At 61.8% G+C, this 25576-nt stretch carries 24 protein-coding genes; 9 read left to right on the top strand and 15 right to left on the bottom strand.

The window, feature by feature from the left end; all coding sequences use genetic code 11:
- Window positions 1-4 precede the first annotated feature (4 nt).
- Window positions 5-1132 carry a polysaccharide pyruvyl transferase family protein gene (locus tag ACO06R_RS17305; RefSeq protein WP_421852912.1) on the bottom strand — a complete coding sequence of 376 codons (1128 nt, stop codon included), beginning with the start codon at window positions 1130-1132 and terminating at the stop codon, window positions 5-7.
- A 224-nt stretch (window positions 1133-1356) separates the two neighbouring features.
- Here ACO06R_RS17305 and ACO06R_RS17300 point away from each other — a divergent pair, with 224 nt between their 5' ends.
- Window positions 1357-1587, top strand: coding sequence for a hypothetical protein (locus ACO06R_RS17300; RefSeq protein WP_421852909.1), 231 nt, complete (start codon window positions 1357-1359; stop codon window positions 1585-1587).
- Window positions 1588-1649: 62 nt separating this feature from the next.
- Here the strand turns inward: ACO06R_RS17300 and ACO06R_RS17295 are convergent, their stop codons facing one another.
- Complete coding sequence (locus tag ACO06R_RS17295) at window positions 1650-2633, bottom strand: isopenicillin N synthase family dioxygenase (protein ID WP_421852906.1); 984 nt, start codon at window positions 2631-2633, stop codon at window positions 1650-1652.
- Window positions 2634-2805: 172 nt separating this feature from the next.
- Here ACO06R_RS17295 and ACO06R_RS17290 point away from each other — a divergent pair, with 172 nt between their 5' ends.
- Genes ACO06R_RS17290 through ACO06R_RS17280 form a run of 3 tightly spaced genes read left to right on the top strand, consistent with a single transcriptional unit; the run spans window position 2806 to window position 7117 of the window.
- On the top strand, window positions 2806-3528 hold the full coding sequence (locus ACO06R_RS17290; RefSeq protein ID WP_421852903.1) for an ABC transporter ATP-binding protein: 723 nt from the start codon (window positions 2806-2808) through the stop codon (window positions 3526-3528).
- Window positions 3529-3532: 4 nt separating this feature from the next.
- The gene (locus tag ACO06R_RS17285) at window positions 3533-5896 is read left to right on the top strand and encodes an ABC transporter permease (protein WP_421852900.1); all 2364 of its coding nucleotides are present in this window, start codon (window positions 3533-3535) and stop codon (window positions 5894-5896) included.
- Window positions 5897-5899: 3 nt separating this feature from the next.
- Window positions 5900-7117 carry an efflux RND transporter periplasmic adaptor subunit gene (locus tag ACO06R_RS17280; protein ID WP_421852897.1) on the top strand — a complete coding sequence of 406 codons (1218 nt, stop codon included), beginning with the start codon at window positions 5900-5902 and terminating at the stop codon, window positions 7115-7117.
- Here the strand turns inward: ACO06R_RS17280 and ACO06R_RS17275 are convergent.
- The 7 genes from ACO06R_RS17275 to cysG all read right to left on the bottom strand — a co-directional run bounded on the left by ACO06R_RS17275 (window position 7098) and on the right by cysG (window position 13961).
- Window positions 7098-8324 (bottom strand): NAD(P)/FAD-dependent oxidoreductase, encoded by a 1227-nt coding sequence (locus ACO06R_RS17275; protein WP_421852894.1) that lies wholly within the window; start codon window positions 8322-8324, stop codon window positions 7098-7100. The genes ACO06R_RS17280 and ACO06R_RS17275 overlap by 20 nt on opposite strands.
- A gap of 97 nt (window positions 8325-8421) precedes the next feature.
- Window positions 8422-9276, bottom strand: a complete 855-nt coding sequence (locus tag ACO06R_RS17270) for a ferredoxin--NADP reductase (protein ID WP_421852891.1) — start codon at window positions 9274-9276, stop codon at window positions 8422-8424.
- Between the two features lie 24 nt (window positions 9277-9300).
- Window positions 9301-9750: a DUF934 domain-containing protein gene (locus ACO06R_RS17265; RefSeq protein ID WP_421852888.1), complete on the bottom strand. Its 450-nt coding sequence runs from the start codon at window positions 9748-9750 to the stop codon at window positions 9301-9303.
- A gap of 3 nt (window positions 9751-9753) precedes the next feature.
- Window positions 9754-10503, bottom strand: a complete 750-nt coding sequence (locus ACO06R_RS17260) for a phosphoadenylyl-sulfate reductase (protein WP_421852885.1) — start codon at window positions 10501-10503, stop codon at window positions 9754-9756.
- Window positions 10493-12166 (bottom strand): nitrite/sulfite reductase, encoded by a 1674-nt coding sequence (locus ACO06R_RS17255; protein WP_421852882.1) that lies wholly within the window; start codon window positions 12164-12166, stop codon window positions 10493-10495. The genes ACO06R_RS17260 and ACO06R_RS17255 overlap by 11 nt, the downstream gene beginning before the upstream one ends.
- A 56-nt stretch (window positions 12167-12222) precedes the next feature.
- Window positions 12223-12546 carry a DUF2849 domain-containing protein gene (locus ACO06R_RS17250; RefSeq protein WP_421852879.1) on the bottom strand — a complete coding sequence of 108 codons (324 nt, stop codon included), beginning with the start codon at window positions 12544-12546 and terminating at the stop codon, window positions 12223-12225.
- Complete coding sequence (gene cysG / locus ACO06R_RS17245; protein WP_421852876.1) at window positions 12546-13961, bottom strand: siroheme synthase CysG; 1416 nt, start codon at window positions 13959-13961, stop codon at window positions 12546-12548. Before cysG ends, ACO06R_RS17250 begins: the two co-directional genes overlap by 1 nt.
- A 274-nt stretch (window positions 13962-14235) precedes the next feature.
- On the opposite strand from cysG, the gene hemA reads away from it, so the two are divergent.
- The 3 genes from hemA to ACO06R_RS17230 all read left to right on the top strand — a co-directional run bounded on the left by hemA (window position 14236) and on the right by ACO06R_RS17230 (window position 17183).
- Complete coding sequence (gene hemA, locus ACO06R_RS17240; RefSeq protein ID WP_421859487.1) at window positions 14236-15459, top strand: 5-aminolevulinate synthase; 1224 nt, start codon at window positions 14236-14238, stop codon at window positions 15457-15459.
- Between the two features lie 57 nt (window positions 15460-15516).
- Window positions 15517-15918, top strand: coding sequence for a c-type cytochrome (locus tag ACO06R_RS17235; protein ID WP_421852873.1), 402 nt, complete (start codon window positions 15517-15519; stop codon window positions 15916-15918).
- A gap of 287 nt (window positions 15919-16205) precedes the next feature.
- Complete coding sequence (locus tag ACO06R_RS17230) at window positions 16206-17183, top strand: DUF808 domain-containing protein (RefSeq protein WP_421852870.1); 978 nt, start codon at window positions 16206-16208, stop codon at window positions 17181-17183.
- Window positions 17184-17510: 327 nt separating this feature from the next.
- Here the strand turns inward: ACO06R_RS17230 and ACO06R_RS17225 are convergent, their stop codons facing one another.
- The 3 genes from ACO06R_RS17225 to ACO06R_RS17215 form a co-directional block, all read right to left on the bottom strand.
- A complete protein-coding gene (locus tag ACO06R_RS17225; RefSeq protein ID WP_421852867.1) occupies window positions 17511-18704 on the bottom strand; it encodes an MFS transporter in 1194 nt (397 codons plus the stop codon).
- 29 nt (window positions 18705-18733) lie between these two features.
- Window positions 18734-19672, bottom strand: a complete 939-nt coding sequence (locus tag ACO06R_RS17220) for an alpha/beta fold hydrolase (protein WP_421852864.1) — start codon at window positions 19670-19672, stop codon at window positions 18734-18736.
- Between the two features lie 88 nt (window positions 19673-19760).
- Window positions 19761-20246 carry a tetratricopeptide repeat protein gene (locus ACO06R_RS17215; RefSeq protein WP_421852861.1) on the bottom strand — a complete coding sequence of 162 codons (486 nt, stop codon included), beginning with the start codon at window positions 20244-20246 and terminating at the stop codon, window positions 19761-19763.
- 300 nt (window positions 20247-20546) lie between these two features.
- Between ACO06R_RS17215 and ettA the strand changes: the two genes are divergently transcribed.
- The gene (gene ettA / locus ACO06R_RS17210; protein WP_421852858.1) at window positions 20547-22196 is read left to right on the top strand and encodes an energy-dependent translational throttle protein EttA; all 1650 of its coding nucleotides are present in this window, start codon (window positions 20547-20549) and stop codon (window positions 22194-22196) included.
- Between the two features lie 9 nt (window positions 22197-22205).
- Window positions 22206-22991, top strand: a complete 786-nt coding sequence (locus ACO06R_RS17205; protein WP_421852855.1) for a BglII/BstYI family type II restriction endonuclease — start codon at window positions 22206-22208, stop codon at window positions 22989-22991.
- Here the strand turns inward: ACO06R_RS17205 and ACO06R_RS17200 are convergent.
- From ACO06R_RS17200 to ACO06R_RS17190, 3 genes are all read right to left on the bottom strand, one after another.
- Window positions 22961-23605 (bottom strand): MT-A70 family methyltransferase, encoded by a 645-nt coding sequence (locus ACO06R_RS17200; RefSeq protein ID WP_421852852.1) that lies wholly within the window; start codon window positions 23603-23605, stop codon window positions 22961-22963. The genes ACO06R_RS17205 and ACO06R_RS17200 overlap by 31 nt on opposite strands.
- A 159-nt stretch (window positions 23606-23764) precedes the next feature.
- Window positions 23765-24184: a hypothetical protein gene (locus ACO06R_RS17195; RefSeq protein WP_421852849.1), complete on the bottom strand. Its 420-nt coding sequence runs from the start codon at window positions 24182-24184 to the stop codon at window positions 23765-23767.
- 474 nt (window positions 24185-24658) lie between these two features.
- On the bottom strand, window positions 24659-25555 hold the full coding sequence (locus ACO06R_RS17190) for a LysR family transcriptional regulator (RefSeq protein WP_421852846.1): 897 nt from the start codon (window positions 25553-25555) through the stop codon (window positions 24659-24661).
- Window positions 25556-25576: the final 21 nt, after the last annotated feature.

Below are 25576 nucleotides of genomic sequence, written 5' to 3'. Positions count from 1 at the left end.
CGCGTCAGCCCGCGTATTCGCGCTGGTCAGCATAGATCGCCGCATGCAGCCGGGCCCTTTGGCGCGCGACCTGCTCGCGGATGTTGGCGAATACCGCCTCGTTGTAGGTCGGGTCGCGCAGCGTCTTTAGACATTGTTCCACCAGATGGCGCGCCTGCCGATCCGAATACATGGCTTCATGCAGGACCTCGTGGAAGACGAGGCTCCCGCCGGCGAAATACTGGCTGAACAACACTTCCTTCTTTTTGTCTGCGATCGTCGAACTTGGCGACGATGCGCCGTGCGCAAGGCAGATCGCGGGCGTTCCTTCGCGCAGCGCCGTCACCGCGACGTGGTAGACGTCGGTGACGACGAAGGCGGCATCGCCAATAGCGCCGATCATCGGCTCGAGATCGCGGGCATGCTGGCAGTCCAGCCAAGCAAGTTCTTGCACCGACAAGCCGCTTGCTTTTGCCATCAGCCCCGTAAAGCTGCGATAGAGCGTTGTCGCGCCGGAGCGTCCGAACGCGCAGGCGATGTGCCCACCGCGTTGTTGGCTCGATGCCGTATCCTGTAAACGATTGTGCAGGAAGAACGCGCAATCGCATCCCAAATGGTCGCGCAAGTTTCCGCAGAGTTGAGAGGCGAAGCCTGCAGACAGTACATCCCGGAGCGCCACCAGCACGGCGTCGCGATAAAGCGCGCGGATCGCGTCGACATATCGCCGGTCGGCGAGATCCGCCGCGCCAAGGCCGTAAATCGTCGATCCGAACACGATGGATCGTTTGCGCAGGTCAGGCCGATCCTCGAGCAGCATCAGCTTGAACCACATTTCCCGCACCTCTTCCGGTGAGCGGGCGGCGCCGGCCTTCAGCATGCGGCTGGCGACATCGGTCCGCGCGTAGGTGTTCCAGTGCAGGAAGTCGCCCCAGAAGATGATCCGGTCATAGGCTTCCAGCTGTGCCGGATCGCGCAACGCCGCGTAGTCCATGTCGAGATAGCCGGTTTCAAGCGTGAACGACTTCTCCAGGCAGAACAGATCCAGTTCGCAGTCCCGGCCGGCGTCCTGCAGGACATCGATCACCGCCCGGTCGACGGAAATCATTCCCGGATTCATGGCGAACGGAAAGGCGGCAATGGCGGCGATCTTCACGGTGTTTGCGGGCCTCGTCTCGATCGCCGTCGGTCACCGCCCGGCGAATGGCGGAACGGCATGCGGCCGTCGCCGGGAGACTAGCGCGGTTGCCGGAGCCCGGAAAGTACTGTTACGGCTGCGAAGCTCCGCCGCACTCGAAACTCGTAAAATTATCAGCCCATTACTGGCCCACGTTGCCATAGGGTGGCAAATGAACCGAAAGCAGTGTATTACCTAAGGGCATGAACATCGATCAGCCGGATCAGCATGGCACGGGCCTTGATCGTGACCTGCAGTGCGAAGTAGCCTTGGCGCCGGCGTTCGACCAGCTTGTCGACGCGGCGGCGGCGGTGGGCTGGTCGGAGGATGAGGTCGCCAATGCGCTTCTGAGTTTGGCGCAATACCGGGTACAGGTCATCCGCGACAATGCGCTGATCGGTTTTGCAATTCCCGGCGACCGAACCGCGCACTGAAACTGCACACACGCGACCGTTCGGGCCGCCGATGCGACCACCCTGTTTGCGGAAGACCGTCCCTACGTTGTCGTCGCCTTGAACTTGCTCATCAGATAGGGGCCGGAAAGCACCGGCGGATACTTGGCGCTTGCCCCGGACGCGACGCAGGCTGGCAGGACCTCGATCTCCGCATGCCAATTCGGCTGGTGGAAGAAAGCAAGCGACATCCGGCGACCGGCGGCAACTTCCTCCTCGGGCGGATTGACGACGCGATGCAGCGTGGAGACCCATCGGTCGTTCGTCCAGCGCGCCATCAGGTCGCCGATATTGATGACGAAGGCGTCGGGGACCGGCGGCACCGGCGTCCATTCCCCGTCAGGCGTCATGATCTCCAGCCCGCGTGAACCGGGCTGCGGCAGAAGGATGGTCAGGCTTCCATAGTCGGTATGGGCGCCCGCCCGGATCTGCCCGGGTTGCGGGGCCACGGTCTGCGCCGGATAGTTCAAGGCCCTGAGCGCGCTGATTGGCGCGTCGATATAGCTGTCGAAGAAGGTTTCCGGCAGATCGAGTGCTGCCGCAAACACCCGCATGATGCGCGCGGCCAGATCCTCCATCGCTCCGTAGTATGCCTGCCATCCCGCCTTGAAATCTGCAGGCCGTTCCGGCCATATCGTCGCCGCATAGCAGAAGTCGAGCGCCTCGCGATCCGTCATGCCCGGTGGAGCGGTTGACGGACCGCCATTGAAGCTCTCCTTGAGGTCGGGCGGCGTGTCTTCGCCGCGCGATTTGGCAAGTGCCTCCTTCTGCGGGCCGAGATAGCCGTAGGGATAGCCGGGGAAGGGGGCCGCGGCCTTCTCCTTCACCTCCATCGATTGATCGAAGAACTGCTGTACGCAGGTCCAAACCCCTTCGATCACCGCTGGCGCAACGCCATGGTTGGCGACCGCGAGAAAGCCGGTCTCACGGCAAATCTCGTCGACCGAGCCGGCGAGCTGTATCCGTTCGACGTCGCCCGCTTGCTCGAACCGCCTGAGATCGAAGATCGGAAACGCATTCGCTGCCATTGTGGATGCCCCCTGATTTGCCGCATTTTCCACCTACGTTAGAGCCATTCTTGCCGGGCTGGAAGCGTTTGCCCGGCAATCGATCACGCAGGGGCAATTTCATGCGGATTGAGCGCGATCAAGGAATCGGCGTCTTAGTTTTGCAAGAACGCTGCCGGATCATCGGAACGTCATGGACGCACAAGCAAAAGCCGATCTCGTCTTCAAAACGGAAGACGTGACGAAAATCTATGATACTGGCGAAGTAAAGGTGCACGCGCTTGCCGGCGTGAACCTTGAGCTGATGTCGGGCGAACTTGCAGTGCTGCTCGGACCCTCGGGCAGCGGCAAGTCGACACTGCTCAATATTCTCGGCGGCCTCGACGGCGCTACGTCGGGGCGCGTATGGTTTCGCGATCTCGAACTGACCGAATTGTCGGAACGCGAACTGACCCGATACCGGCGCGATCATGTCGGTTTCGTGTTCCAGTTCTACAATCTCGTGCCCAGCCTGAGCGCGCGCGAGAATGTCGCTCTCGTCACCGACATCGCCCGCGATCCGATGAAACCGGCCGAAGCGCTGGAACTTGTCGGCCTCGGCCATCGGCTCGATCACTTTCCCGCCGAGATGTCGGGCGGCGAACAGCAGCGTGTGGCGATCGCGCGCGCCATCGCCAAGCGCCCGGAGGTACTGTTGTGCGACGAACCGACCGGCGCGCTCGACAGCAAGACGGGCGTGCAGGTTCTCGAGGCGCTCGACTCCATCAACCGGCGGTTCGGAACGACAACGGCGGTGATCACCCACAACGCCGCGATCCGCAAGATGGCGCATCGCGTCATCCGTTTCCAGGACGGTCGTATTGCCGATGTCGAGATCAACGACGCGCGCATAGCCCCGTCGGAAATCGAGTGGTGAAGCCATGCGCGCGCTGGATCTCAAACTGTTGCGCGATTTTGTCCGCCTCTGGGCGCAGTCGCTGTCGATCGCGCTGGTGCTCGGCTGCGGCGTCGCCATCCTGCTGATATCGTTCGGCATGTACGGCGCGCTGGAAACGACCCGCGAGGCCTATTACGAACGCAACCGTTTCGCCGACATCTTCGCCAATGCGAGGCGTGCGCCGCGCACGCTGGAGGACGAAATCCTCACCATCGATGGCATCTGGGCGGTAGATCTGCGCATCGTCAGGGATGCGGTGCTGGATCTGCCCGACCGGATCGAGGCGTCGACCGGCCGCATCATCTCGCTGCCGCCCGGCAACAATCCGCGCCTGAACGTGCCGTTGATGCGCTCTGGCCGCCTGCCGGATCCGGGCGCAGTCGGAGAGGTCGTGGTCAACGAGCCCTTCGCAGAGGAAAACGGATTTGTCATCGGCGACATCATCCATGCCAACCTGAACGGCGCCAAGCGCCCGCTGACGATCACCGGCACCGCGCTGTCACCGGAGTTCATATACTCGATCGGGCCGGGCCAGTTGCTGCCCGACAACAAGACCTTCGGCATCCTCTGGATGCCGCAGGAAGCCGTCGAGGCGGCGTTCGACATGGCCGGCGCGTTCAACGATGTCGGCGTGAAGATCAGCCGCGAAGCCGAGCCCGAAGAGGTTGTCGACCGTCTGGAGGATCTGCTGAAACCCTATGGCGGCACCGGCGCCTTCGACCGCATGGAACAGACCTCGCACGCTTTCATCGATTCGGAGATGGAGCAATTGCGGACGATGGCCTACATCCTGCCGCCGGTCTTCTTCGCGATCGCGGCCTATCTCGTGAACATGGTCATCGGCCGCATCGTGGCGCTGGAGCGCGGTCAGATCGGTCTGCTGAAGGCGCTCGGCTACAACAATCTCGAAGTGAGCATGCACTATGTCTATCTGGCGGTGCTGATCGCGATTGTCGGGGTGCTGATCGGTTGGGGGATCGGAACCTGGCTGGCGCGCGGGATGGCGGTGCTCTACGCCAACTTCTTCACCTTTCCCTACCTGCTCTACCACGTGCCGCTGACCTCCTATGCGATCTCCGGCCTGCTTGGCATCGGGGCCGCCGCCGGCGGCGCGATCATCAATGCCATACGCGCTGCCAGGCTGGAGCCGGCCATCGCCATGTCGCCGCCGGCGCCGCCGAATTTCCGGCGTGGTTTCTTCGACCGCATGCTGACCGCGATGCGCCTTTCGCAGCCGACGATGATGGTGCTCAGGGGCATCACGCGCTGGCCGATGCGGGCCATCCTCACCAGCTTTGGCCTGTCGCTGGCCGTGGCCGTCCTTGTCGCGTCGAGTTTCTTCGAGGACTCCATTGAGGAGGTGATTGATGTCGCCTTTTTTCAGGCGAACCGCCAGCACGCGATGCTGGTAATGTCGGGCGAGACGCGTGAAACTGCGCTGGAGGAAGTCAAGGACCTGCCCGCGGTGTTGCGGGCCGAGGGAGCCTATTCCATGCCCGCACGCCTTGTGAACGGGCATCTGGAAAAGCGCGTATCCATCGAAGCACGCCGTCCCGATGACGATCTCGCCCGCATCATCAGCGCCGATGGCGATGCCGTCGTTGCGCCGACGGAGGGTATCCTGCTCAGCGGTCGGCTTGCCGGCCAACTCGACGTCGAGGCGGGCGACACGCTGGATGTCGAGTTCCTCTTTGGCCGCCGCGAGAGCTTTCGGATCTCGGTCACCGGCACGGTGATCCAGTATTTCGGGCTTGGCGCCTATGTCGACGCGGACTACGCGGCGCGCCTGTTGCGCCAGGAACCGCAGATTTCCTTCGCCAATCTGCTGGTCGATCATGCCGGCCTCGGCGAACTGCACGGCGAGGTCAAGCAGACGCCGAACGTCGCCGGGTTGGTGATGATCTCTGATGCGCGTGACTCGTTCCGGGAGACGATTTCGCAAAACATCCTGATCATGACCACAATCTACTTCACCATCGCGGTCCTGATCACCGCGGGTGTCACCTACAATTCGACGCGCATCCAGCTCTCCGAGCGTGCGCGCGAACTGGCCAGCTTGCGCATCCTCGGCTTCACGAATCTGGAAGTCTCCTACATCCTGATGGGCGAGATCCTCATTCTCGTCCTGCTGGCGCAACCGCTCGGCTGGGCGATCGGGTCATTGCTCGTCTGGTCGATGGTGCAATCGTTTTCCAGCGATCTCTACGCGATCCCGATCGTGCTGAAACGCGATACTTTTGCCTATGCTAGCGTCGTCGCCATCGGCGCGGCGATCATTTCGGCGCTGATCGTCCGGCGCCGGCTCGACACTCTCAATTTGGTCTCCGTGATGAAAACAAGGGAATGAACCATGCCGATCAAACCGCGTACGGTCATAACCTCGGCACTGGCGCTGGTGGCGATTGTCGGTGCGGGCTACTTTGCGTTCCGGCCTGAGGCTGTCCCCGTCGACATGGTTGTCGCCGAGCGCGCGCCCATGCGTCAGACGGTCGACGCCGACGGCAAGACCCGTATCAAGGATATCTACGAAGTGTCCGCGCCGATCTCGGGCACCGCGCAGCGTTCGCCCGTCGAAGTCGGTGATCTTGTCGCCGAGGGAACGACCGTGGTTGCCGTGGTGCAACCGCTGGCGACGGGCTTTCTCGACACGCGGGCGCGCAGCCAGGCCGAAGCGGCTGTGCTTGAGGCCGAGGCGGGGCTGCGGGTCGCCGAAAGCACTCTGCGCCAGGCACGCGAGGAGCTGAACTACGCCCAATCGCAGCATGCTCGCGTCAAGGCGCTGGTGTCGCGCGGCGTGTCGTCGCTGACCCAGCTCGAGGACGCCGCGCAGCAACAGACATTGCGCGAGGCGGCGCTGGAGTCTGCCGTTCTGAACCGCGACATGGCTGAAAGCGCGCTTGCCCGCAGCCGTGCGGCCTTGATCGAACCGGGCGAGTCCGGCGCGGTTATCGACGATGAAGGCTGTTGCGTTTCGATTACGGCCCCGGTCGACGGCGTGGTGCTCGATATCGTCAATGTCAGCGAGCGGCCGGTGCAGGCCGGCACCAAGCTGTTGTCGATCGGCGAGCCGGGCAATCTGGAGATCGTCGCCGATATCCTGTCGGCAGACGCGGTGAGCATCGAGCCGGGTGCGCGGGTGCTTGTGGAGCGCTGGGGTGGCGGAGAAAGGCTGGAAGCCGAAGTTCGCAAGATCGAACCTTCGGCCTACACCAAGGTGTCTGCGCTTGGCATTGAGGAGCAGCGCGTCGATGTGACGTTCGATTTCGTCGATGGCGAAATCGCCGGCCGCAAGCTGGGCGATGGCTATGCCGTGTTTGTTCGGGTCATCACCTGGGAAGGCGACGGAGTCCTGCAAGTGCCGATCAGCACCTTGTTCCGCAACAATGGCGGCTGGGCGCTGTTTGCAGCTGAAGGCGGCGTGGCGCGCCAGTACACGGTCGAGGTCGGCCGGCGCAGCGGGCTGATGGCGGAAATCACATCGGGCATCGAGCCCGGCTTGCAGGTCATCACTCACCCGAGCGACCGGGTTGCCGACGGTGTGCAAGTCGTCAATCGGCAAGAGCTTTGAATGCGGCGCGCAGATCGAACGCCTCGTCGGCGATCTGTTCCGGTGCGATCTCGGCGCCGGCTTCGAGCAGCTTGCGGCATGCCGCATAGGTGGCCGCGTCGTTGAGGCAGTCGACGGCGATGAAGCGGCCTTGCTTGAAGTAGAAGTGCGACGCCGAGCCCTCGCGCTTGCCTGGCCGTGCCACCACCGCGTCGTAGCCGCGGTTCAATCCGGCGATCTGCAATTTCATGTCGTACTGGTCGGACCAGAACCACGGCGTCGGCCGGTAGACCGTATCGACGCCACAGATGTTGGCCGCTGCCACGGCTGCCTGGTCGTGTGCATTCTGCACCGATTCCAGCCGTGTCGGATGGTTGTCGAAGGGCAGTACGGTGCAATCGCCTGCGGCGTAGATCGCGGAATCCGATGTCGCGCCGCGCTCATCGACGATAACACCGACGGCAACCTGCAATCCGGCGGCCTCCGCAAGCGCCACATTCGGTGCGATGCCGATGCCCGTTATTGCGATGTCGAGCGGCAGTTCGCGGCCACCGGCAAGCCGTACAGCGACCGCGCGACCGCCGCTCTCCACGAACCGCTCGATTTGCGTGTCTTCCAGGATCGTTACGCCGTGCTTTTCGTGCAAGCCTTTAAAAACATCTGCTGTCTCACGACAGGCGACACGCCGCAAAATCCGCTCCGCCGCCTCGATCACGGTCACGTTCAGACCCTTCTTGGCCGCTTCGGCGGCCGCTTCCAGGCCGATATAGCCGCCGCCGATAACAACCAGCTTTTGGCCTGGTTCCATGTCGCGCATCAGCCCATCGGCGTCCTCCAACGCGCGCATGACGCGGACATTGGGCAGATCGCCGCCGATCTCTGCCGGCAGGCGCCGCGCCGTTGCCCCGGTCGCAAGGATGAGGTTGTCATAGCGGAGCATCTCGCCGCTGGTGAGGTGAACCGACTTGCCGGCGCGATCGATGCTGGATGCTGCGACGCCGGTCTTCAAGTCAATGCGGTTCTCGTCGTACCATGCGGCGGGCCGCAGATGCAGGCGGTCGAGGTCCATATCGCCGGACATGTAAGCCTTGGACAGCGGCGGACGCTGATAGGGTAACTCGGCTTCGGCTGTCAGAAGCGTAATGTCCATCTCCGCGTCGTGCTGGCGCAGTGCTGCCGCCGCAGCGACGCCCGCATGACTTCCCCCGATGATAACCGTGTGTGGCATTGATGTCCCCGAACGAATAAAAAGGCAGCGGATCGTGTCCGCTACCTCCTATTAGCAAGTAAGGCGGCCGTGTGGCGACCGCAAACCTGTCATATTCCTAGAGAATCCCGCCTTCGCCGACGAAGCTCTTTTCCAATACGTAGTGGCCGGGCTTCGAGTTCGCGCCTTCTTCCAGGCCGGCGGCTTCGCAAAGCTCCTTGATCTCGAGGTTCAGGCCCATCGAGCCGCAGATCATTACGCGGTCGGTCTCCTGGTCCAGTTTTGGCATGCCGAGATCGTCAAACAGTTCACCGGTGCGGATTTTGTCGGTGATCCGGCCCATGCGCGGCGACTCTTCACGGGTGGTCGTCGGGTAGTAGTGCAGTTTGCCATCGACCATCTCGCCGATTAGCGGATCGTCGATCAGCTTTTCGACCAGCAGCCGGCCATATTCGAGTTCGGCGACCTCGCGACAGGTATGTGTCAGGATCACCTCGTCGAACTTCTCGTAGACTTCCGGATCGCGGATCAGCGAGGCGAACGGCGCGATGCCGGTTCCCGTGGCGATCATGTAAAGCCGCTTGCCTGGCAAGAGCGCGTCGATCACCAGCGTTCCGGTCGCCTTGGTCTTCAGGATCACCTGGTCGCCGGGCTGGATATGCACCAGTTTGGAGGTCAGCGGACCGTCAGGGACTGCGATGGAATAGAATTCCAGTTCTTCGTCCCAAGAAGGCGAGGCAATGGAATAGGCGCGCAGGATCGGACGGGCGGGCTTGTCGCCGACCGGATCGCCCATCAGGCCGATCATTACGAACTCGCCCGAGCGGAACCGCAAGCTTTGTGGCCGAGTCAGACGGAACGAAAACAGTTTTTCGGTCCAGTGAGTGACTTCGGTTACGGTCTGCCCGTCAGGCAGTGGAGTGGAGATGTTCACGCGCGCCGCCGTTTCCTTGATGGGCGTCAGGTCATTCATGGTCTAGCGGTCCTGATAAACTGTTCAGCGGGTGCCAAGCAATCGCTTTTGATAGAAATGCTGTTGCCAGCCGGCGCGCGCCGTCCACTGGTCTTCCGGCTGGCGGGCGGCGATTTCATTGGAAATCGCAATCTCGTCGATGCCGACACGGCGCGCATGCGCATACTGGTCTGCGATCAGATGGCCGCTCGCGCGCAGCTTGCCGCCGTAACCGAGCTGACGCAGGCGCCTCGCAATGGAAAAGCCCCGGCCATCGGCGAACGACGGAAAGGGAATGACGATCACGTCGACCGCGTCGAACCACTCGACCAACGCTTCGAGATCGGTCGAGTTGTCGACAGTCAGACCGACAGCGCCCTGACCGGCGGCGTGTTCGGCCAGTTCATCGGGTGTCAGAAAACGAAACTCGCCATTCGCCTCGGCTGCCGCCAGGTTGTCGTTCCTGAAACCTTCATCGGTTACGATAATGCCCATTGTTTACTCCGATGCAGCGGCGCCGTTGGTGCGCACAAGCTTGCCGTTTTCAAAATGGATACCGCATTCGATCTTGTCCGAATCGCGCCAGCGGCCGGCCCGCGCGTCTTCGCCGGGCTTGACCGCGGTTGTGCACGACGCACAGCCGATCGAAAGATAGCCGTGTTCAATGAGCGGATGCCGGGGCAGGTCGAATTCGGCGAAATAGGCATCGGTATCGGCTTGTGTCCAGTGCGCGAGCGGGTTGATTTTCAGTTTGCCGCCGCTGGCGTGTTCCATGATCTCCAGCTTGTCGCGGGTCGCTGCCTGGAACCGCTTGCGGCCCGTAATCCAGCCGTCGAAGCCTGCAAGTGCCTGCCGCAACACGTCCGTCTTGCGAAAACCGCAGCAGGCATCGGTGTCGCTCAGATGCAGCCGCCCATACGGATCGGTGGAACGGATCGCCTTGCCGTCCGGCGACACGCTGCGCACGCCGGTCAGGCCGAAGCGGCGCACCAACTCGTCCTTGTAGCGCAGCGTTTCCTCAAACAGCATCCGTGTGTCGATGAAGATCACCGGTGCGGCCGGATCGATATTGGCAACCATGTGCAATAGGGCGGCGGATTCAGCGCCAAAAGACGACACCACCGCGATCTCGCCGAAATCCTTCGAACCAAGCGCGCGCCGCAGGACGTCCCGCGTCCGGTTCACGCGCAGAAACGCACCATCGGCATCGCGGGTCACGCTATTGGAGTTGTTCGGCTCATGCAGCACGGGCTTCGTCCTCGGTCTGACCGTAGATTGCCTGCTTGAACGGCTCGGCGCCGAGGCGCCGGTATGCCTGAAGGAAGGTCTCCGACGTGTCTTCGCGCAGTTCAAGATAAGTTCCGATGATCGTCTCGACCGCCGGCACCACATCTTCGTCGTCGAAGCCGGGGCCGGTACGCTCGCCGATGGTCGCGGTTTCGGTACCATCGCCGCCGAGCGTAATCTGGTAGTTTTCCTTTCCCGCCTTGTCGAGGCCGAGAATGCCGATATGGCCGACATGGTGGTGGCCACAGGCATTGATGCAGCCGGAGATTTTGATCTTCAGCGGCCCGATCTCGCGCTCCAGCTTCAACTCGTCGAAGCGGTTGGAGATCTGCTGCGCTATCGGGATCGAGCGTGCCGTCGCCAGCGCGCAATAGTCCATGCCGGGGCAGGCGATGATGTCCGAAACGAGCCCGATATTGGCGGTTGCCAACCCGGCCTCGCGTAGCTCAGCATAAACGGCCGGGATATCGGCCTTGCGGACATGCGGCAGGATGACGTTCTGCTCATGGCTGATGCGCAACTCGTCGTGGCCGTAGCGTTCGGCCAGATCGGCTAACACCCGCATTTGATCCGCCGACGCGTCTCCCGGCGTTCCGCCGATCGGCTTCATGGACACCGAAACGATGCCGTAGGCCGGGTTCCGGTGCTCGCTGACATTGGTCTCGACAAACGAACGGAAGGCCGGATTGGCCTGCTGCTCGTGCTCGAAGGCAAGCGACTGTGTGTTGTCGAACAGCGGCGGCGCGAACGCCTCGTCAATGGCCTCGACCAATTCGACCGGCGGGCCGACGAAATCGCGCTTGTGGTGCTCGAATGCCTCTTCGACAGCGGTGCGGATCTCTTCCAGGCCGGTTTCGTGCACGAGGATCTTGATGCGTGCCTTGTACTTGTTGTCGCGCCGGCCGGACAGGTTGTAGACCTGCATGATCGCTTCGAGGTACGGCAGCAAATCGGCCTTTGGGAGGAATTCGCGCACGGTCTTACCGACCATCGGTGTCCGGCCGAGCCCGCCGCCGACAATGATTTCGTATCCGGGTTCGCCGGCATCGTTGCGAACCATCCTGAGCCCGATGTCATGCGCCTTGGTGACTGCGCGGTCGTTCGGCGCGCCGGTGATCGCGATCTTGAACTTGCGCGGCAGGTACTGGAACTCGGGGTGGTCGGTCGACCATTGGCGCAGCAATTCGGCGGTCGGGCGCGGGTCCTCGATCTCGTCGGCGGCAGCGCCGGCGAAATGGTCGGCCGTCACGTTGCGAATGCAGTTGCCGGACGTCTGGATGGCGTGCATCTCGACATCGGCCAAGAGGTCCAGAATGTCGGCGACGTCCTTCAGGCGTGGCCAGTTGAACTGGATGTTCTGGCGCGTCGTGAAGTGCCCGTAGCCCTTGTCGAATCGCTCGGCGATCAGCGCGAGCTGGCGCATCTGCTTCGAGTTGAGCGTGCCATAGGGGATGGCCACACGCAGCATGTAGGCGTGGAGCTGCAGATAGAGCCCGTTCTTCAGGCGCAGCGGCTTGAACTCGTCCTCGGTGAGCGATCCGTCGATGCGGCGCTGAACCTGTTCGCGGAACTCCGCGACGCGGTTACGCACGAAGGCTTCGTCGAATTCGTTGTACTTGTACATCGCTCAGTGTCTTTCTTGCGAGGTTCTCTGTCGCGTTTTTCGATGCTCGAGATGGTTTAGGCGTCTGTTTGGATCGAGGAGGCAAGCTCCTGCTTTCCATGCAGGTAATTCGACGGACCGCGCGTCCTGAACGCCTCGCGGAAATGCACCGGAGAAGGACGGTTGTCGTCGCCCATCGCCACTTCGGCGAGATACGGGCCGACAATACGCGCCTGCTGCTCGTTGGCTGCCTGCAGCAGCTTGTCGGCGGCATCCTTCGACCATGCGACGATGGCTTCGCCATGCTCGCGCGACCAACCGCCGGCGGCGGTGTAGTAGACGGCGTCGCCTTCGAAGAGGTCGTTGGCGGTGACGATCTGGGGTTTGTATTCGCGGGCCATCAGACGGCTCCTGCCTGTTCGGTTGCAAGTTCGGGTTCAAGGTTGGCGGCAAGCGCCTGCGCCTTGCGCGGTGCCATGCCATAGAGGATGACCGCCGGACCCTTGATGCCGGACGCGCGGATGGCGTCGGGCAGGGCGAGGATCGTCGTGGCGATGGTCTTCTGGTTGGCGCGCGAGGCGTTTTCCACCACGGTGACAGGGGTGTCGGCGGAAGCGCCATGCATGAGCAGCCGTCCACGCAGGAACCCGGCGGCCTTGATACCCATATAGATGGCGGCGCCGGTGCCCGGGTTCGCCAGGGCCCGCCAGTCATGCTCGGCAAAGCCGTCGACATCGTGCGCGGTCAGGAAGCGGACCGAGGAGTTGCGGCCGCGCCGTGTCAGCGACAACCCGTTGGAGGCCGCCGCCGCCGTCGCTGCGGTGATGCCCGGAACGACGGTCCAGGCGATGCCCGCCGCGTCCAGCGCGTCGAGTTCATCGTCAAGCCGGCCAAACATGCCTGCATCGCCGGATTTAAGCCGCGCGATTTGCGCGCCCTTGGCGGCATGTTCGACGAGCAGCGCGTTGATATCGTCCTGCTTCCAGGATTTGCCGAAACCGGTCTTGCCGACTTCGATGATCGTTGCCTCGCGGCGCGCCAGTTCCAGGATCGCCTGGGGCACCAGCCGGTCGTGCAGCACTACATCGGCCTCGTGCAGGTGGCGTCGCGCCATCACGGTCAGCAGGTCGGGATCGCCGGGGCCGGCGCCGATCAGGCTGACATGACCGTCGCGCGGGCGGGTCTCGATGGCGTCGGTCAAGAGCTCTTCCAGCTTGGCGCGAACGCCGTCCTCGCCATCCCGTTTCAGTGCGGCGTCGCCTTCGCCGAAATAGAAGCGGGTCCAGAAATCACGGCGCTTGCGGCCCATCGGCAGCATGGCGGCACGGTCACGGAATGCCTGGCCAATGCGCGCCAGAATGCCGAGCGATGTCGGCAGGCGTTCTTCCAGGTCGGCCTTGATCTTGCGCGCCAGCACAGGCGCGGCACCTTCAGTACCGATTGCAACCGTTACCGGATCGCGATCCACGATTGCTGGTGTGATGAATTGCGAATCGTCCAGATTGTCGACGATGTTGACAAGAGCGCCTGCCGCCTTGCCAATCCCTGCGGCTCTGGCGTCTTCCGCCGCATCCTCGTTTGCGCCATAGACCAGCGCCGCGCCTGCCGCGTCCGCCGTTTCGATGCGGCGTTCGATCAGTTCGATCGCACCCTGTTCGGCCCAGCGGCGGACTTGATCGACCGGCTGCGCACCGTAGACGGCAATTGTCGCTTCGCTTTTCAGCAGCAGCCGCAGTTTGGAAACAGCGCATTCTCCGGCACCGGAAACGACGACTCGCCGACCGGACAGATCCAGGAATATCGGAAAATGACGCATTTCAGGCCTCGTTCGATGTTGTCTGGAAGATAAGAGCGGGCCGGAAAGCGAACGAGGACTGGCGTTCCAAAGATCGACGCGGAAGCGGAATTCTGTTTCCGTTTCAGGCTGCCTCGACGGTACTTGACTAAAATCAAGGCAGGCGGGCATCTGGCCTTCTACCCAAATGGTGACATTTGTCGCATATCAAACAGGGGGCCGAGCCGTTATAGAGGTGCCGACCGTTCAGTCATCCCGGTGATGACGAGGAGTGCCTGACGGCGAAATGGAGTGCATGATCGTGGATTTCGAGAAGTTTTTTTCCGACCGTTTGTCGACACTGCATGATGCGGGCAACTACCGCGTCTTCGCGGATCTCGAACGCCATTCGGGCTCGTTTCCGAAAGCGACGCGTTACCGTGAAGACGGATCGACCCAGCAGGTCACCGTCTGGTGCTCCAATGACTATCTCGGCATGGGCCAGAACCCGGATGTGGTTTCCGCCATGCATGACGCGATCGACAAGTGCGGCACCGGGGCAGGTGGCACTCGTAACATCTCGGGCACCAACCACTACCATGTGATGCTGGAGCGCGAGTTGGCCGACTTGCATGGCAAGGAATCGGCGCTGATCTTCACGTCGGGCTATGTTTCCAACTGGGCCGCGCTCGGTACGCTTGCGTCCAAGATCCCGAACATCATCGTTTACTCGGATGCGCTTAACCACGCCTCGATGATCGAGGGCATCCGCCACGCGCGCTGCGAAAAGCGCATCTTCAAGCACAATGACTGGCGCGATCTCGACCGGCAGATGGCCGCCGACGATCCGTCCGCGCCGAAGCTGGTGGCGTTTGAAAGCGTCTACTCGATGGACGGCGACATCGCCCCGATCAAGGAAATCTGCGACGTCGCCGACAAGTATGGCGCAATGACCTATCTCGACGAAGTGCATGCCGTTGGCATGTACGGCGCGCGCGGCGGCGGCATTGCCGAGCGCGAGGGCCTGATGGATCGCCTGACCGTCATCGAAGGCACGCTTGGCAAGGCGTTTGGCGTCATGGGCGGCTACATCACCGCTTCGGAGAACCTTGTCGATTTCGTCCGTTCGTTTGCCTCCGGCTTCATCTTCACCACCGCACTGCCGCCGGCGCTGGCGGCGGGTGCTGCCGCTTCTATCCGCCACCTCAAGCAGAGTGGCAAGGAACGGGCGGCTCAGAAGGCCAATGTCGCGGCGGTGCGCGCGGCGCTGGACGCGCGCGGCATCCCGCACATGACCAATCCGTCGCACATCGTGCCGGTGATGGTCGGCGATGCGCGCAAGTGCAAATGGATCTCCGACATCCTGCTCGACGACTACGGCATCTATGTTCAGCCGATCAACTATCCCACCGTGCCGGTGAAGACCGAGCGGCTGCGCATCACGCCCAATCCGTCGCACACGCAGGCCGATATCGATCATCTCGCTTCGGCACTGTGTGATCTATGGTCGCAATGCGCCCTGGCGCGCGCTGTGGCATAAACCTCGGATATCAAGAAACCTGGACTAGTCACTGTTCAATTCGATGGAGTATCGATCGTGAAACTTGCAACTCTGATGATTGCCGCCGCGACCCTTGCTGCGGTTCCTGTGGCCAATGCCCAGGACATTACCGGCGATGCTGCGGCCGGCAAGAAGGTCTACAACAAGTGCAAAGCCTGTCACGTCGTCGATGATGAGAAAAACAAGGTCGGCCCGCATCTCGTCGGCATCATCAACCGCCCGGTCGCTGCCGTTGAGGGCTTCAAGTACTCCAAGGGCATGACCGCCTTTGCCGAGGGCGACAAGGTCTGGGACGTCGCCCTGATCGGGGAATACCTGGCGGCGCCGAAAAAGGTGGTCAAGGGCACCAAAATGGCGTTTCCCGGCCTCAAGAAGGAAGAGGACATCGCCAACGTGATCGCCTACATCAACGAGGAAGCTGGCGCTTACGCAGAGTAAGCGCTTTTCTCACTCAGAAGCGTTGGTAGTTTTTTACACCCCGCCTGCCAGCAGGCGGGGTTTTCGTTGCGCGTTGCCGGTGACTGCGCTCCAAACAACCCCGCCATGTTCGTTCGGTCGCCGGGCCGATCGCGCCTCCAGCCTTTGCGATGACTTGCCTGGCGCGGGCGGTGCGCCATGTTTCCCGGAGCAGGTGCCGCTCGGAAACGTTCCGCTGTTTTCATTGCGCTACCATCACGCTAGACCGGAATTGAGAGATTCCAGGCAACGAGAGGCGATTGGCGGGTATGAGCGGTCTTTTAGCCCTTCTCGACGATGTTGCCGCGATCGCGAAGGTCGCCGCAACATCCGTCGATGACGTGATGGCACAGGCCGTCAAGGCCGGCGCAAAGGCATCGGGGGCGGTCATCGACGATGCGGCGGTGACGCCGAAATTCGTTCATGGCTTCGAGCCTGCCCGCGAACTGCCCATCGTCTGGCAGATCGCAAAAGGTTCGCTTCGCAACAAGGTGCTGATCCTTCTGCCGGTCGCTCTGCTGCTGTCGACCTTTGCGCCATGGCTGATCATGCCGCTTTTGATGATCGGAGGCGCGTATCTGTGTTTCGAGGGTGCGGAAAAGGTCGCCCACATCTTACAACCGCATCACGGACCGGACGCGAGAGCCGCTGCGGCAACGCCCGAAAACCCGCTTCACCTGGAAAAGGAAAGGGTAGCCGGCGCGATCAAGACGGATTTCATCCTGTCGGCGGAGATCATGACGATCATCCTCGCCGCCATTCCGGAATCGAACTTCTGGATGGAAGCTTTCACGCTCGCTGTGGCCGGCATTGGCATTACAGTAATTGTCTATGGCAGTGTGGCGCTGATCGTGAAGGCAGATGATGTCGGGCTGCATTTGGCCGAGGAGGGGCGGCTTTCTGTCACACGTGCGTTCGGCCGTGGCATCGTCAGGGCGATGCCGGGTTTCCTCAAGCTGCTGACAACGATCGGTACGGCGGCGATGCTGTGGGTTGGCGGTTCGATCGTCGTTCACGGCCTGGAATCGCTTGGTTTTACCTGGCTCGGTCATCTCATCCATGACTTGGCCGCGATTGCCGGTCATGCCGTCCCGCCGATGGAAGGCGCCGTCGAATGGATCGCCAAGGCCACGATGGACGGTCTCTTCGGCCTTGCCCTTGGCCTTGTCCTGATCCCTGTCGCCAATACGATCCTGGTGCCTGTCTGGTCGGCCCTTTCCGGCGGATTGGCACGGCAAAGCGGGTGAAGTTTGCAGGCTGCGATTGATGTCTGGTCGGGCCGGCTGCACCGCTCCGGCCGAACTTGAAGCCCTGCCCGCTGTTGCGTTCAAGGTGTTGGAAATCCGGTCTTGGAAAAACTGGGCCCGGACCGCGAGCGCGAACGTTCAGCACTTGCCTTTCATACCGCTGCAATGCTCGCTGTCGCCTCTGGGAAAAAATAGAGCATATTGCCTAGCTGAGCACGGTTTGCAGCGCGGTCCGCACCAGGAAGACCGTGAGGTTCTCAACAGCGAAGTGGCTGGCAACAACGTCCTTCGCGGACGTGTCCCGATTGTCTGCCGGCATTGTCGGTATCAAACGCGCTTGTGAGCGTCAGCCCGGCGCAGCATGGCAAGGGCCGCATAGGCGAGGCCTGCCAGCGTTGCGATAGCCGAGCAGAACCAGAAAAGCGCGGAGATGCCGCCATAGGCGGTGAAGAATGCGGCAACCGGCGCTGACAGGAACTGCGCGGTAAACACCGACATGGTCATCAGTCCGGCCGCCTGGCCCCGCACCCCGGCCGGAACGCCCGAGTAAAGCCAGGTCGTGGCATTCGGCATCACCAGGCCCATACCGAGCCCGACGGTCGGTAGCACGGTGAAAATCAGCGCCACGCTCGGTAGCGTTGCCATGAAGGCGAAGGCCGGTGCCATGATCGCCAACGATGCGGCCGCCATGGCCGGAAATGAAATGCTGCCGCGAATGCGTTGGAAGTGCCACGACGCGAGGCCGGAGACCAGCGTCACCAGTGCGATCGCCATGCCGGCCGTCGATGCCCGTTCGGCGCCGAGTTCGCGAAACAGAAAGGGCAGCTTGATTGGCAGCGCGTAAAACACGACGAAGGCAATGAATACGCTCGGATAGATGACGATCGCGTGGCGCCAGGGAAAACGCCGGGTCCGGTTTTCATGTGCCTCACTCGGCTCGAGATCCACCGAATTGCCCCGATCGATCCGCGCCAGCACCAGCGGCAAGAGCAAAAGCGGCGCCAGATAGACGGCGAATGGCGCGCGCCATGACAGATCGGCCAGAAAACCACCTGTCAGGATGAAGGCGACGCCGCCAAACGCCATGGCCGCCGACTGGTAGCCCAGCACCCGGCCGCGCTCATGATCTTGATAGAGTTCGGCGATCAGCGCGACCGAGGTCGTCATGATACCGCCGACAGCAATTCCCAGAAGCACGCGTCCCGCGATGATCGACGTGATGTCGTCGAGTACCAGGCCGGACGAGCCGGCAGCAACATAGACCAGCATCGAGAGGATCAGAATACTGCGTTTCGGCAACCGGTCAGCGACGAGGCCGGACAGCGGTGCTGCGATGGCGATTGCCAACCCCGGCACGGTCAGGACCAGCGGCACCAGGGCGAAGGCAGCCGGATTGTCGGAGAAGTGATCGCCCATCGCCGGAAGCGACGGGGCGATTGTCGCGCCTGCCATGATGGTCAGCGTCGCGCACATCAAAAGGATGATCAGCGCCGGTGTGCGCGGATCGCGTCGGCTTGCCATGACTGTCTCCGGTTGGGCCGTACGCCTGGTCAGGCGTCCGGAAGTTTCTCGTTCAACCAGGCAATGAATGCGTCAATCGCCTGTTCGCGTCCCTGCTCGTTCAGCGTTTCGTGACGGAACTCCGGATAGACCGTCAAGGCCACATCGGCAAATCCGGTCTTCCGCAGGCGCGCAGCCTGCTGCTCCACGGCGCGCCCGAAATCTGTCGCTGGATCGCGGCCGCCGCCGACAAGGTTGAAGGGCAGGGCCTTGGTGGCGGGCGAAGCGCTCTCGACCTTGCCGCCGGCAAAGATCAGGTCGAACACCGTCTGCCACATCCCGATGGTCGCGTCCCAACCACAATCCGGATCGGCGATGTAGGCGTCGACCTCAGCCGAATCGCGGCTCAGCCAGTCGAACTCGGCGCGTCGGTCCGGCACCGATTTGGCCCAGGCCGCAAATGTCAGGCGCGGCAACATGCGCGACGGCACGTCGGAACCGAGCCGAAACCGCTCGACGGCCAACACCGCCTTTGCGGCGTAACCTGCTGCGCCGGCCGAAAAATTGGCGTTCCAGACCGCCGCCGCAGCAAGACCATCGGGATGGCGCAGCGCATAGTTCATGGCGATCAGCCCGCCCATCGAGTGGCCGAACACCACGACTGGCAGGCCGGGGTGGCGGATGGCGATTTCCCGATGGACCGCACCGACATCGGCGATCACCTTGTCAGCGCCATCCCGCATCCCGGAAAAACCACGATAGGGCGCATCCGGCGCGGTCGTCAGACCGTGGCCGCGATGGTCATGCGCATAAACGTGGTAGCCGGCCCCGGCCAGCACGTCGGCAAAGCGGGCGTAACGTGCGGCATGCTCGGCCAGACCGTGATTGATCTGAACGACGCCGCGCGCGAGACCTCGCGCAGGTTCGTGGCGTAACGCCAGCGATGCGCCGGTCGCCGAGGCGAACATCTGCGGTTTTGTGAAGGCCATACCGGCACCTTCGTTGCGGTTACGCAACGAGGTGCCGGGACTTGGGCTATGTGTCAAGCGGCCGCGCGGACGACCGCCTGACTGAGGCTCAATACTGGCGCTGGTTTTCCAGCGCGCTTGCGAGGTAGGTATAAGCCCGGCCCTGCCGGCCGTCGCGCCGCTCGATCTCGCGCAGTTGTGCCACCGCGGCAGGGCGGTCGCCGGCCGTCAGGAACGCTTCGCCCATATAGGCGCGGGCCAGCGTGTAGTCGGGATCGACCTCGAGCGCCTTGCGGTAATAGGCGAGACCGCCCTTCAGGTCGCCGGACTTGCGGGTCGCAAAACCGAGATAGTTCCACACTTCCGGGTCGCTCGTGTCGCCGATCAGGTGCAGCGCGCTGATAGCGTCGTCATAGCGTCCGCCATTGGCGAATGCGATAGCGCTGTCGAGCAGGTCGCCGTCCTCGACATTTTCCGAGGACTGCCGAACACATTTGCGCTGTTTCTTGTCCCAGACCCAGCCGCTGTTGCATTTGATTGCGTCGCTCGAACCGCCTCCGCCGCCATCTGCGAGGACCGGTTGATGGATAAGCATGCTTGCTGCAATTCCGGCCGCGAGGGCCATCGTCATTCGCTTCATTGCTTCCTCCTGGTGCGTAATCGCCACCGACGACCTGACATTGGTACGCGGCCGGCACAGTTCAACCGCCGTAAAGCGCCTTTTTCGGCCAGTTGCACCCCGAAATCTTGTAGTTTGAGCGGATCGGCCGGGCTTGTTCGCGCCGATTGCGGGGGGCGTTGCGGTTCCGTCTCCGGTTGACGAAACCGCCATTGCCGCCGGCAACGAATTCCCCTACACACGCGCCAATTCTCGTCCCAACAAAGCAGAAGAGCGATGGCCCGCCAGTTCATCTACCACATGTCCGGCCTCAACAAGGCCTATGGATCCAAGAAGGTCCTCGAAAACATCCACCTGTCCTTCTACCCGGATGCCAAAATCGGCATTCTCGGCCCCAACGGCGCCGGTAAATCGACAGTACTGCGCATCATGGCCGGCCTTGATACCGAGTTCACCGGCGAGGCATGGCTCGCCGAGGGCGCGACCTGCGGATACCTGCCGCAGGAACCGCAGCTCGACGAGAGCCTCGATGTGATGGGCAATGTCATGGAGGGGGTCGCCGACAAGAAGGCGATCGTCGACCGCTACAACGAACTGATGATGAACTACTCCGACGAAACGGCGGAGGAGGGCGCAAAGCTTCAGGACATCATCGATTCGCAGAACCTCTGGGACCTGGAAAGCCAGGTCGAGATGGCGATGGAAGCGCTGCGCTGCCCGCCCGGCGATGCGTCGATCGACAACCTTTCGGGCGGCGAAAAGCGCCGCGTCGCGCTGTGCCAGCTGCTGCTGCGCCAGCCGGACCTGCTGCTGCTCGACGAGCCGACCAACCATCTCGACGCCGAGACCATCGCCTGGCTGGAAAAGCACCTGCGCGAATATCCAGGCTCGGTTCTGATGATCACCCACGACCGCTACTTCCTCGACAATGTGACGGGCTGGATTCTCGAACTCGACCGCGGCCGCGGCATTCCCTACGAGGGCAACTACACCGCCTATCTGGAAGCCAAGGCCAAGCGCATGGCGCAGGAGGGCCGCGAGGAGGCCGCCCGCCAGAAGACACTGTCGCGCGAGCAGGAGTGGATCGCATCCTCGCCCAAGGCCCGCCAGGCCAAATCCAAGGCGCGTATCAAGGCCTATGACGAACTGGTCAAGAATGCTGCCGATCGCCGTCCCGGCGACGCGCAGATCGTCATCCCGGCTGGCGAGCGGCTGGGCAATACGGTCATCGATGCCGAAGGCCTGTCGAAGGGTTATGGCGAGCGCTTGCTGATCGACGATCTGACCTTCAAGCTGCCGCCCGGCGGCATTGTCGGCGTGATCGGACCGAACGGCGCCGGCAAGACGACGCTGTTCCGCATGATCACCGGCAAGGAAGAGCCCGAAAGCGGCGACATCACGGTCGGCGAGACGGTCAATCTCTCCTATGTCGACCAGTCGCGCGATGCGCTTCATCCCGACAAGACGGTCTGGGAGGAGATCTCCGGCGGCAACGACGTCATCAAGCTCGGCAAGCATGAGGTCAATTCGCGCGCCTATTGCTCATCCTTCAACTTCAAGGGTGGCGACCAGCAGCAGAAGGTCGGCACGCTGTCTGGCGGCCAGCGCAACCGCGTGCATCTGGCCAAGATGCTGAAGGAGGGCGGCAACGTCATCCTGCTCGACGAACCGACCAACGACCTCGACACCGAGACGCTTGGCGCGCTGGAAGAGGCGCTGGAGAACTTTGCCGGCTGCGCCGTGGTGATCAGCCACGATCGCATGTTTCTCGACCGGCTCGCCACCCACATCCTCGCGTTTGAGGGCGACAGCCATGTCGAATGGTTCGAGGGCAACTTCGAGGACTACGAGGCCGACAAGATCCGCCGCCTCGGCCCCGAAAGCGTCAATCCGAAGCGGGTGACATACAAGCGTTTGACGCGCTAGAGTCTTACGATGCTGTTCAGACATCTCATAGAACTGGGATTTGATGTTTTGGCGCTACATCATGCTGAAGCAATCATTTCTAAGGACTTTCCAGAAGCCGAGTCCGAACTGGAGCAGGCTTGCGCCGAACTCGACTTGCCGATCTTGGAAGTGATTGGGAGCGGCGGCGGAGAGACAAAGTTAACTCAACGCCTCAGGCGCAGGCTCGCGGAGAACGGTTGGGACAAGCGAAATATCCAAGTTCGCAAGACCGTTCGATGGGCGGATGATGAACCCGAGATAGAAGTCGCTTCACTGTCTCACGAGATTGATCATGTGAAATCGTTCCCGCCGAACGGCAGCGTGTTTGCGTTGGAGATTGAGTGGAACAATAAGGATCCGTTTTTCGACAGGGACTTGGAGAACTTCAAGCGATTGCACGCTGAAGGTGCAATCTCAGTCGGTGGATTGATAACACGAGGCTCGAGCCTCCATTCCAACATGCGGGATCACGTCAGGCGGTTCGCTGTCGATAACGACGTTGAAGATTTTGAGAAACTTGACAGCTTTGGCTACACACCGACCCGTCGCCAACGCGAAAACATAGTAGCAAGAGCCGAGAGAATGGGTAGTTTTCGCGAAGCTTGGGTAGACTGGTTTGTGTCCGACAAATATGGGGAAGCCACCACGCATTGGCGAAAGTTACAGGAGCGCGTGCTGCGTGGTGTCGGTAATCCTTGTCCGTTGGTCCTAATCGGGATTCCCGACTCGATTGTTACCTTTAACTACTCTGCAGCCTCAACCGAGGAGTTATAGGCATACGTCTTCCACGTCGGCTTATAGCTCTCGTCCGCTTGATTGCCCCAATAAGTCCATCCCGGGCGCGTTCCACGGGCAAACAGCTCCAAATAGGGTCCCGGCGAACACTCCTCAATTAGGTCATACTGCTCGTCGGGTTTGCGAGAGTGCTCGCGCTTCCGCGATTGGATCATGTTTACCTGGCTGCGCGCTGGCGCCAATGTTCTTGCGTTTTTTCCGCGTACGCCAAACAGAAGCAGTTCCGTCACATTTCGGAAGTAGAACCCGACACCGCGACCATCCGAACCGCCATCCTTTCGAACTTTGTGCCACACGATATTGGATTTGTATTGGAAGCCCCAAGCTTCCATAACGCGTAGGCCGTCCGGTAGAAGCGCATTAGGTACCCAAAGATAAAGATGGGCAGGCTCGACAGTCAGCGCGTCGACGGGGAGGTCGCAAATCTCCTCTGTTGTCATGGTTTCGTAGCGGTTCAAGCGCCTGTGTTCGGGCGCGACTTTGCCTGTTCGGTTAATGAACCTCCATGGGGGGTCTGCGAGAACCGTCTGGAAAGCCAAGCCGCCGGCGCGATCAAGCAAGTCCAGTTTTGGATTTGGAAGTTCGCAGTTCATACCAATCCCCTGTCGACGGAACAAAAGCAGAACGCCGTTCCTTTGTCAAGCGTATCTGATTCGGAGGATCGCGAGTGTTAAGCGCGTGATGGAAGCAAGTTCTCCCACAGAATATAGGCTTTCGATTTTTGCGATGCGTCTGTCTCTGCGCGCTGACCCTCACTCCAGGTGGCAGCAAAGCGCTTCGAACGGCGGGGCGAGCCCCGGCACTTCGAGCGGCTGGAAGGTGAAGTCGTAGACCCGGTCGCTGCCATCGGTGCAGCCGACCGGCGTCGCCGCCAGCGTGCCGGCGAGAGGATGGCTGGTTTCGATCTGCCAGGGGTTCCCGCCGTTGACCTGCACGTCGCCGGAAATGACGGCGATGGTGCCGGAAAAGGCGTCAGTGAAATTCGCGGTCAGGCCGCCGTCGCATTTCAGCTCCAGTGCCCAGGCCGGCTCACTGCCGGCGCAGACCATGCTCTTGCCCAGCGCGATCAGCTGGTTGCAGGTGTCTTCGGTGGCATCGGCGAGGGCGTTTGGCGGGATGATCGAGAACAGTGAAATCAAGGCAAGGGCCGGGCAGGGCATCCAATCGGGCACGCGTACAGTCTCCCAGATCTGTATGTCGCGCCCCCCAGCGCGCCGACGCTAGCCAGCCCTTGCGGCCCCCGCCAGTGAGAAGTCCTGCGCGTGACCGTAATAGTTTGTGAGGCTGTGGATTGCGGTCATTGCCGGCCCACCGTCCCGCAATCGCCGGATTCGTGTGATCCAGAACGGATCCGGGATCTACCGCAACGGAAGCGTGGATTGTTTCTTCAGGGAGCGCAAAACGAAAAAGACCGGGCCGCTGGGAGGAGGATAGCGACCCGGTCTTATTCAATGTGAAGGCTGGGAGGAGGATAGCCTTCGCATCTTAAATCTCGAACGTTACCGTGGGAGGAGGATACGGTGCGTTCTTGACAGGACGAATATGGCTTCTGCAAACCGTGACTTCAACGTTCTATTGTGCAATGCACCTATGCATTTTTTGCATGGCTCGAACAAATTCGATGCAGATGCCTGCACAAGGGCTGCTCAAAATGCCCAGTTTCGCGCCTTCGAGAACAGAAAATCCCGAAAAACCTGCAGTTTGGCACTGGTGCGCATCGCCTCGGGATAAACGAAGTAGGTGTTGAAACTCGGCAACTCGACATCGGTGAGCAATTGCACCAGGCCGGCATCCTGCTCGACTGCATAGTCCGGCAGCATGGCAATTCCGATGCCGCGCTGCACCGCCCGCTTGATCGACATGATCGAGTTGATCTCCAGGATCGGCACCCGCGGATTGTCGGCCGGCCGACCGAGCGTCAGGAAGGAACGCATTTCCATCAGATAGGCAGGCGCCGGCTCGCCGAAGCCGATCAGCCGGTGGTTGTCGAGATCGTCGAGCTTCTCCGGGCGTCCGTATTTATTCAGATAACCGGGCGAGGCGAAGATGTGGAAATGCACCGTGAACAGCTTGCGCTGGATCAGGTCGGGCTGTTGCGGCTGGCGCAGCCGGATCGCGCAATCCGCCTCGCGCATGTTGAGGTCGAGTTCCTCGTTCGACAGCATCAGGTGCAGCTGCACGTCGGGATAGAGTTCGAGAAAGTCCTGGACGCGGTAGGTCAGCCAGCCTGACCCCAGTCCGACGGTTGTCGTCACGCGCAAATGTCCGGACGGCTTGTCCTTGGAGTCGGAAAGCTGCGATTTCACCGTCTCAAGCTTGACGAACACCTGGTTTGCGGTGCGGAACAGAAGCTCGCCCTGTTCGGTCAGCACCAGGCCGCGCGCATGCCGGTTGAACAGGGTGACGCCGACCTCCTGTTCCAGCGCCGAGACCTGGCGGCTGACCGCCGACTGCGACATATGCAGTTTTTCACCGGCATGGGTGAATGAGCCCGCTTCCGCAGCGGCATGAAAAACCCGCAACTTGTCCCAGTCGAGCGGCATCTTTTGTTCCCCCTCGCGTGG

The organism is Oricola sp., from assembly GCF_965230365.1.
Taxonomy (GTDB): Bacteria; Pseudomonadota; Alphaproteobacteria; order Rhizobiales; family Rhizobiaceae; genus Oricola.
Note: the sequence above shows the minus strand (reverse complement) of the source record. Positions and strands in the feature narration are given on the sequence as shown.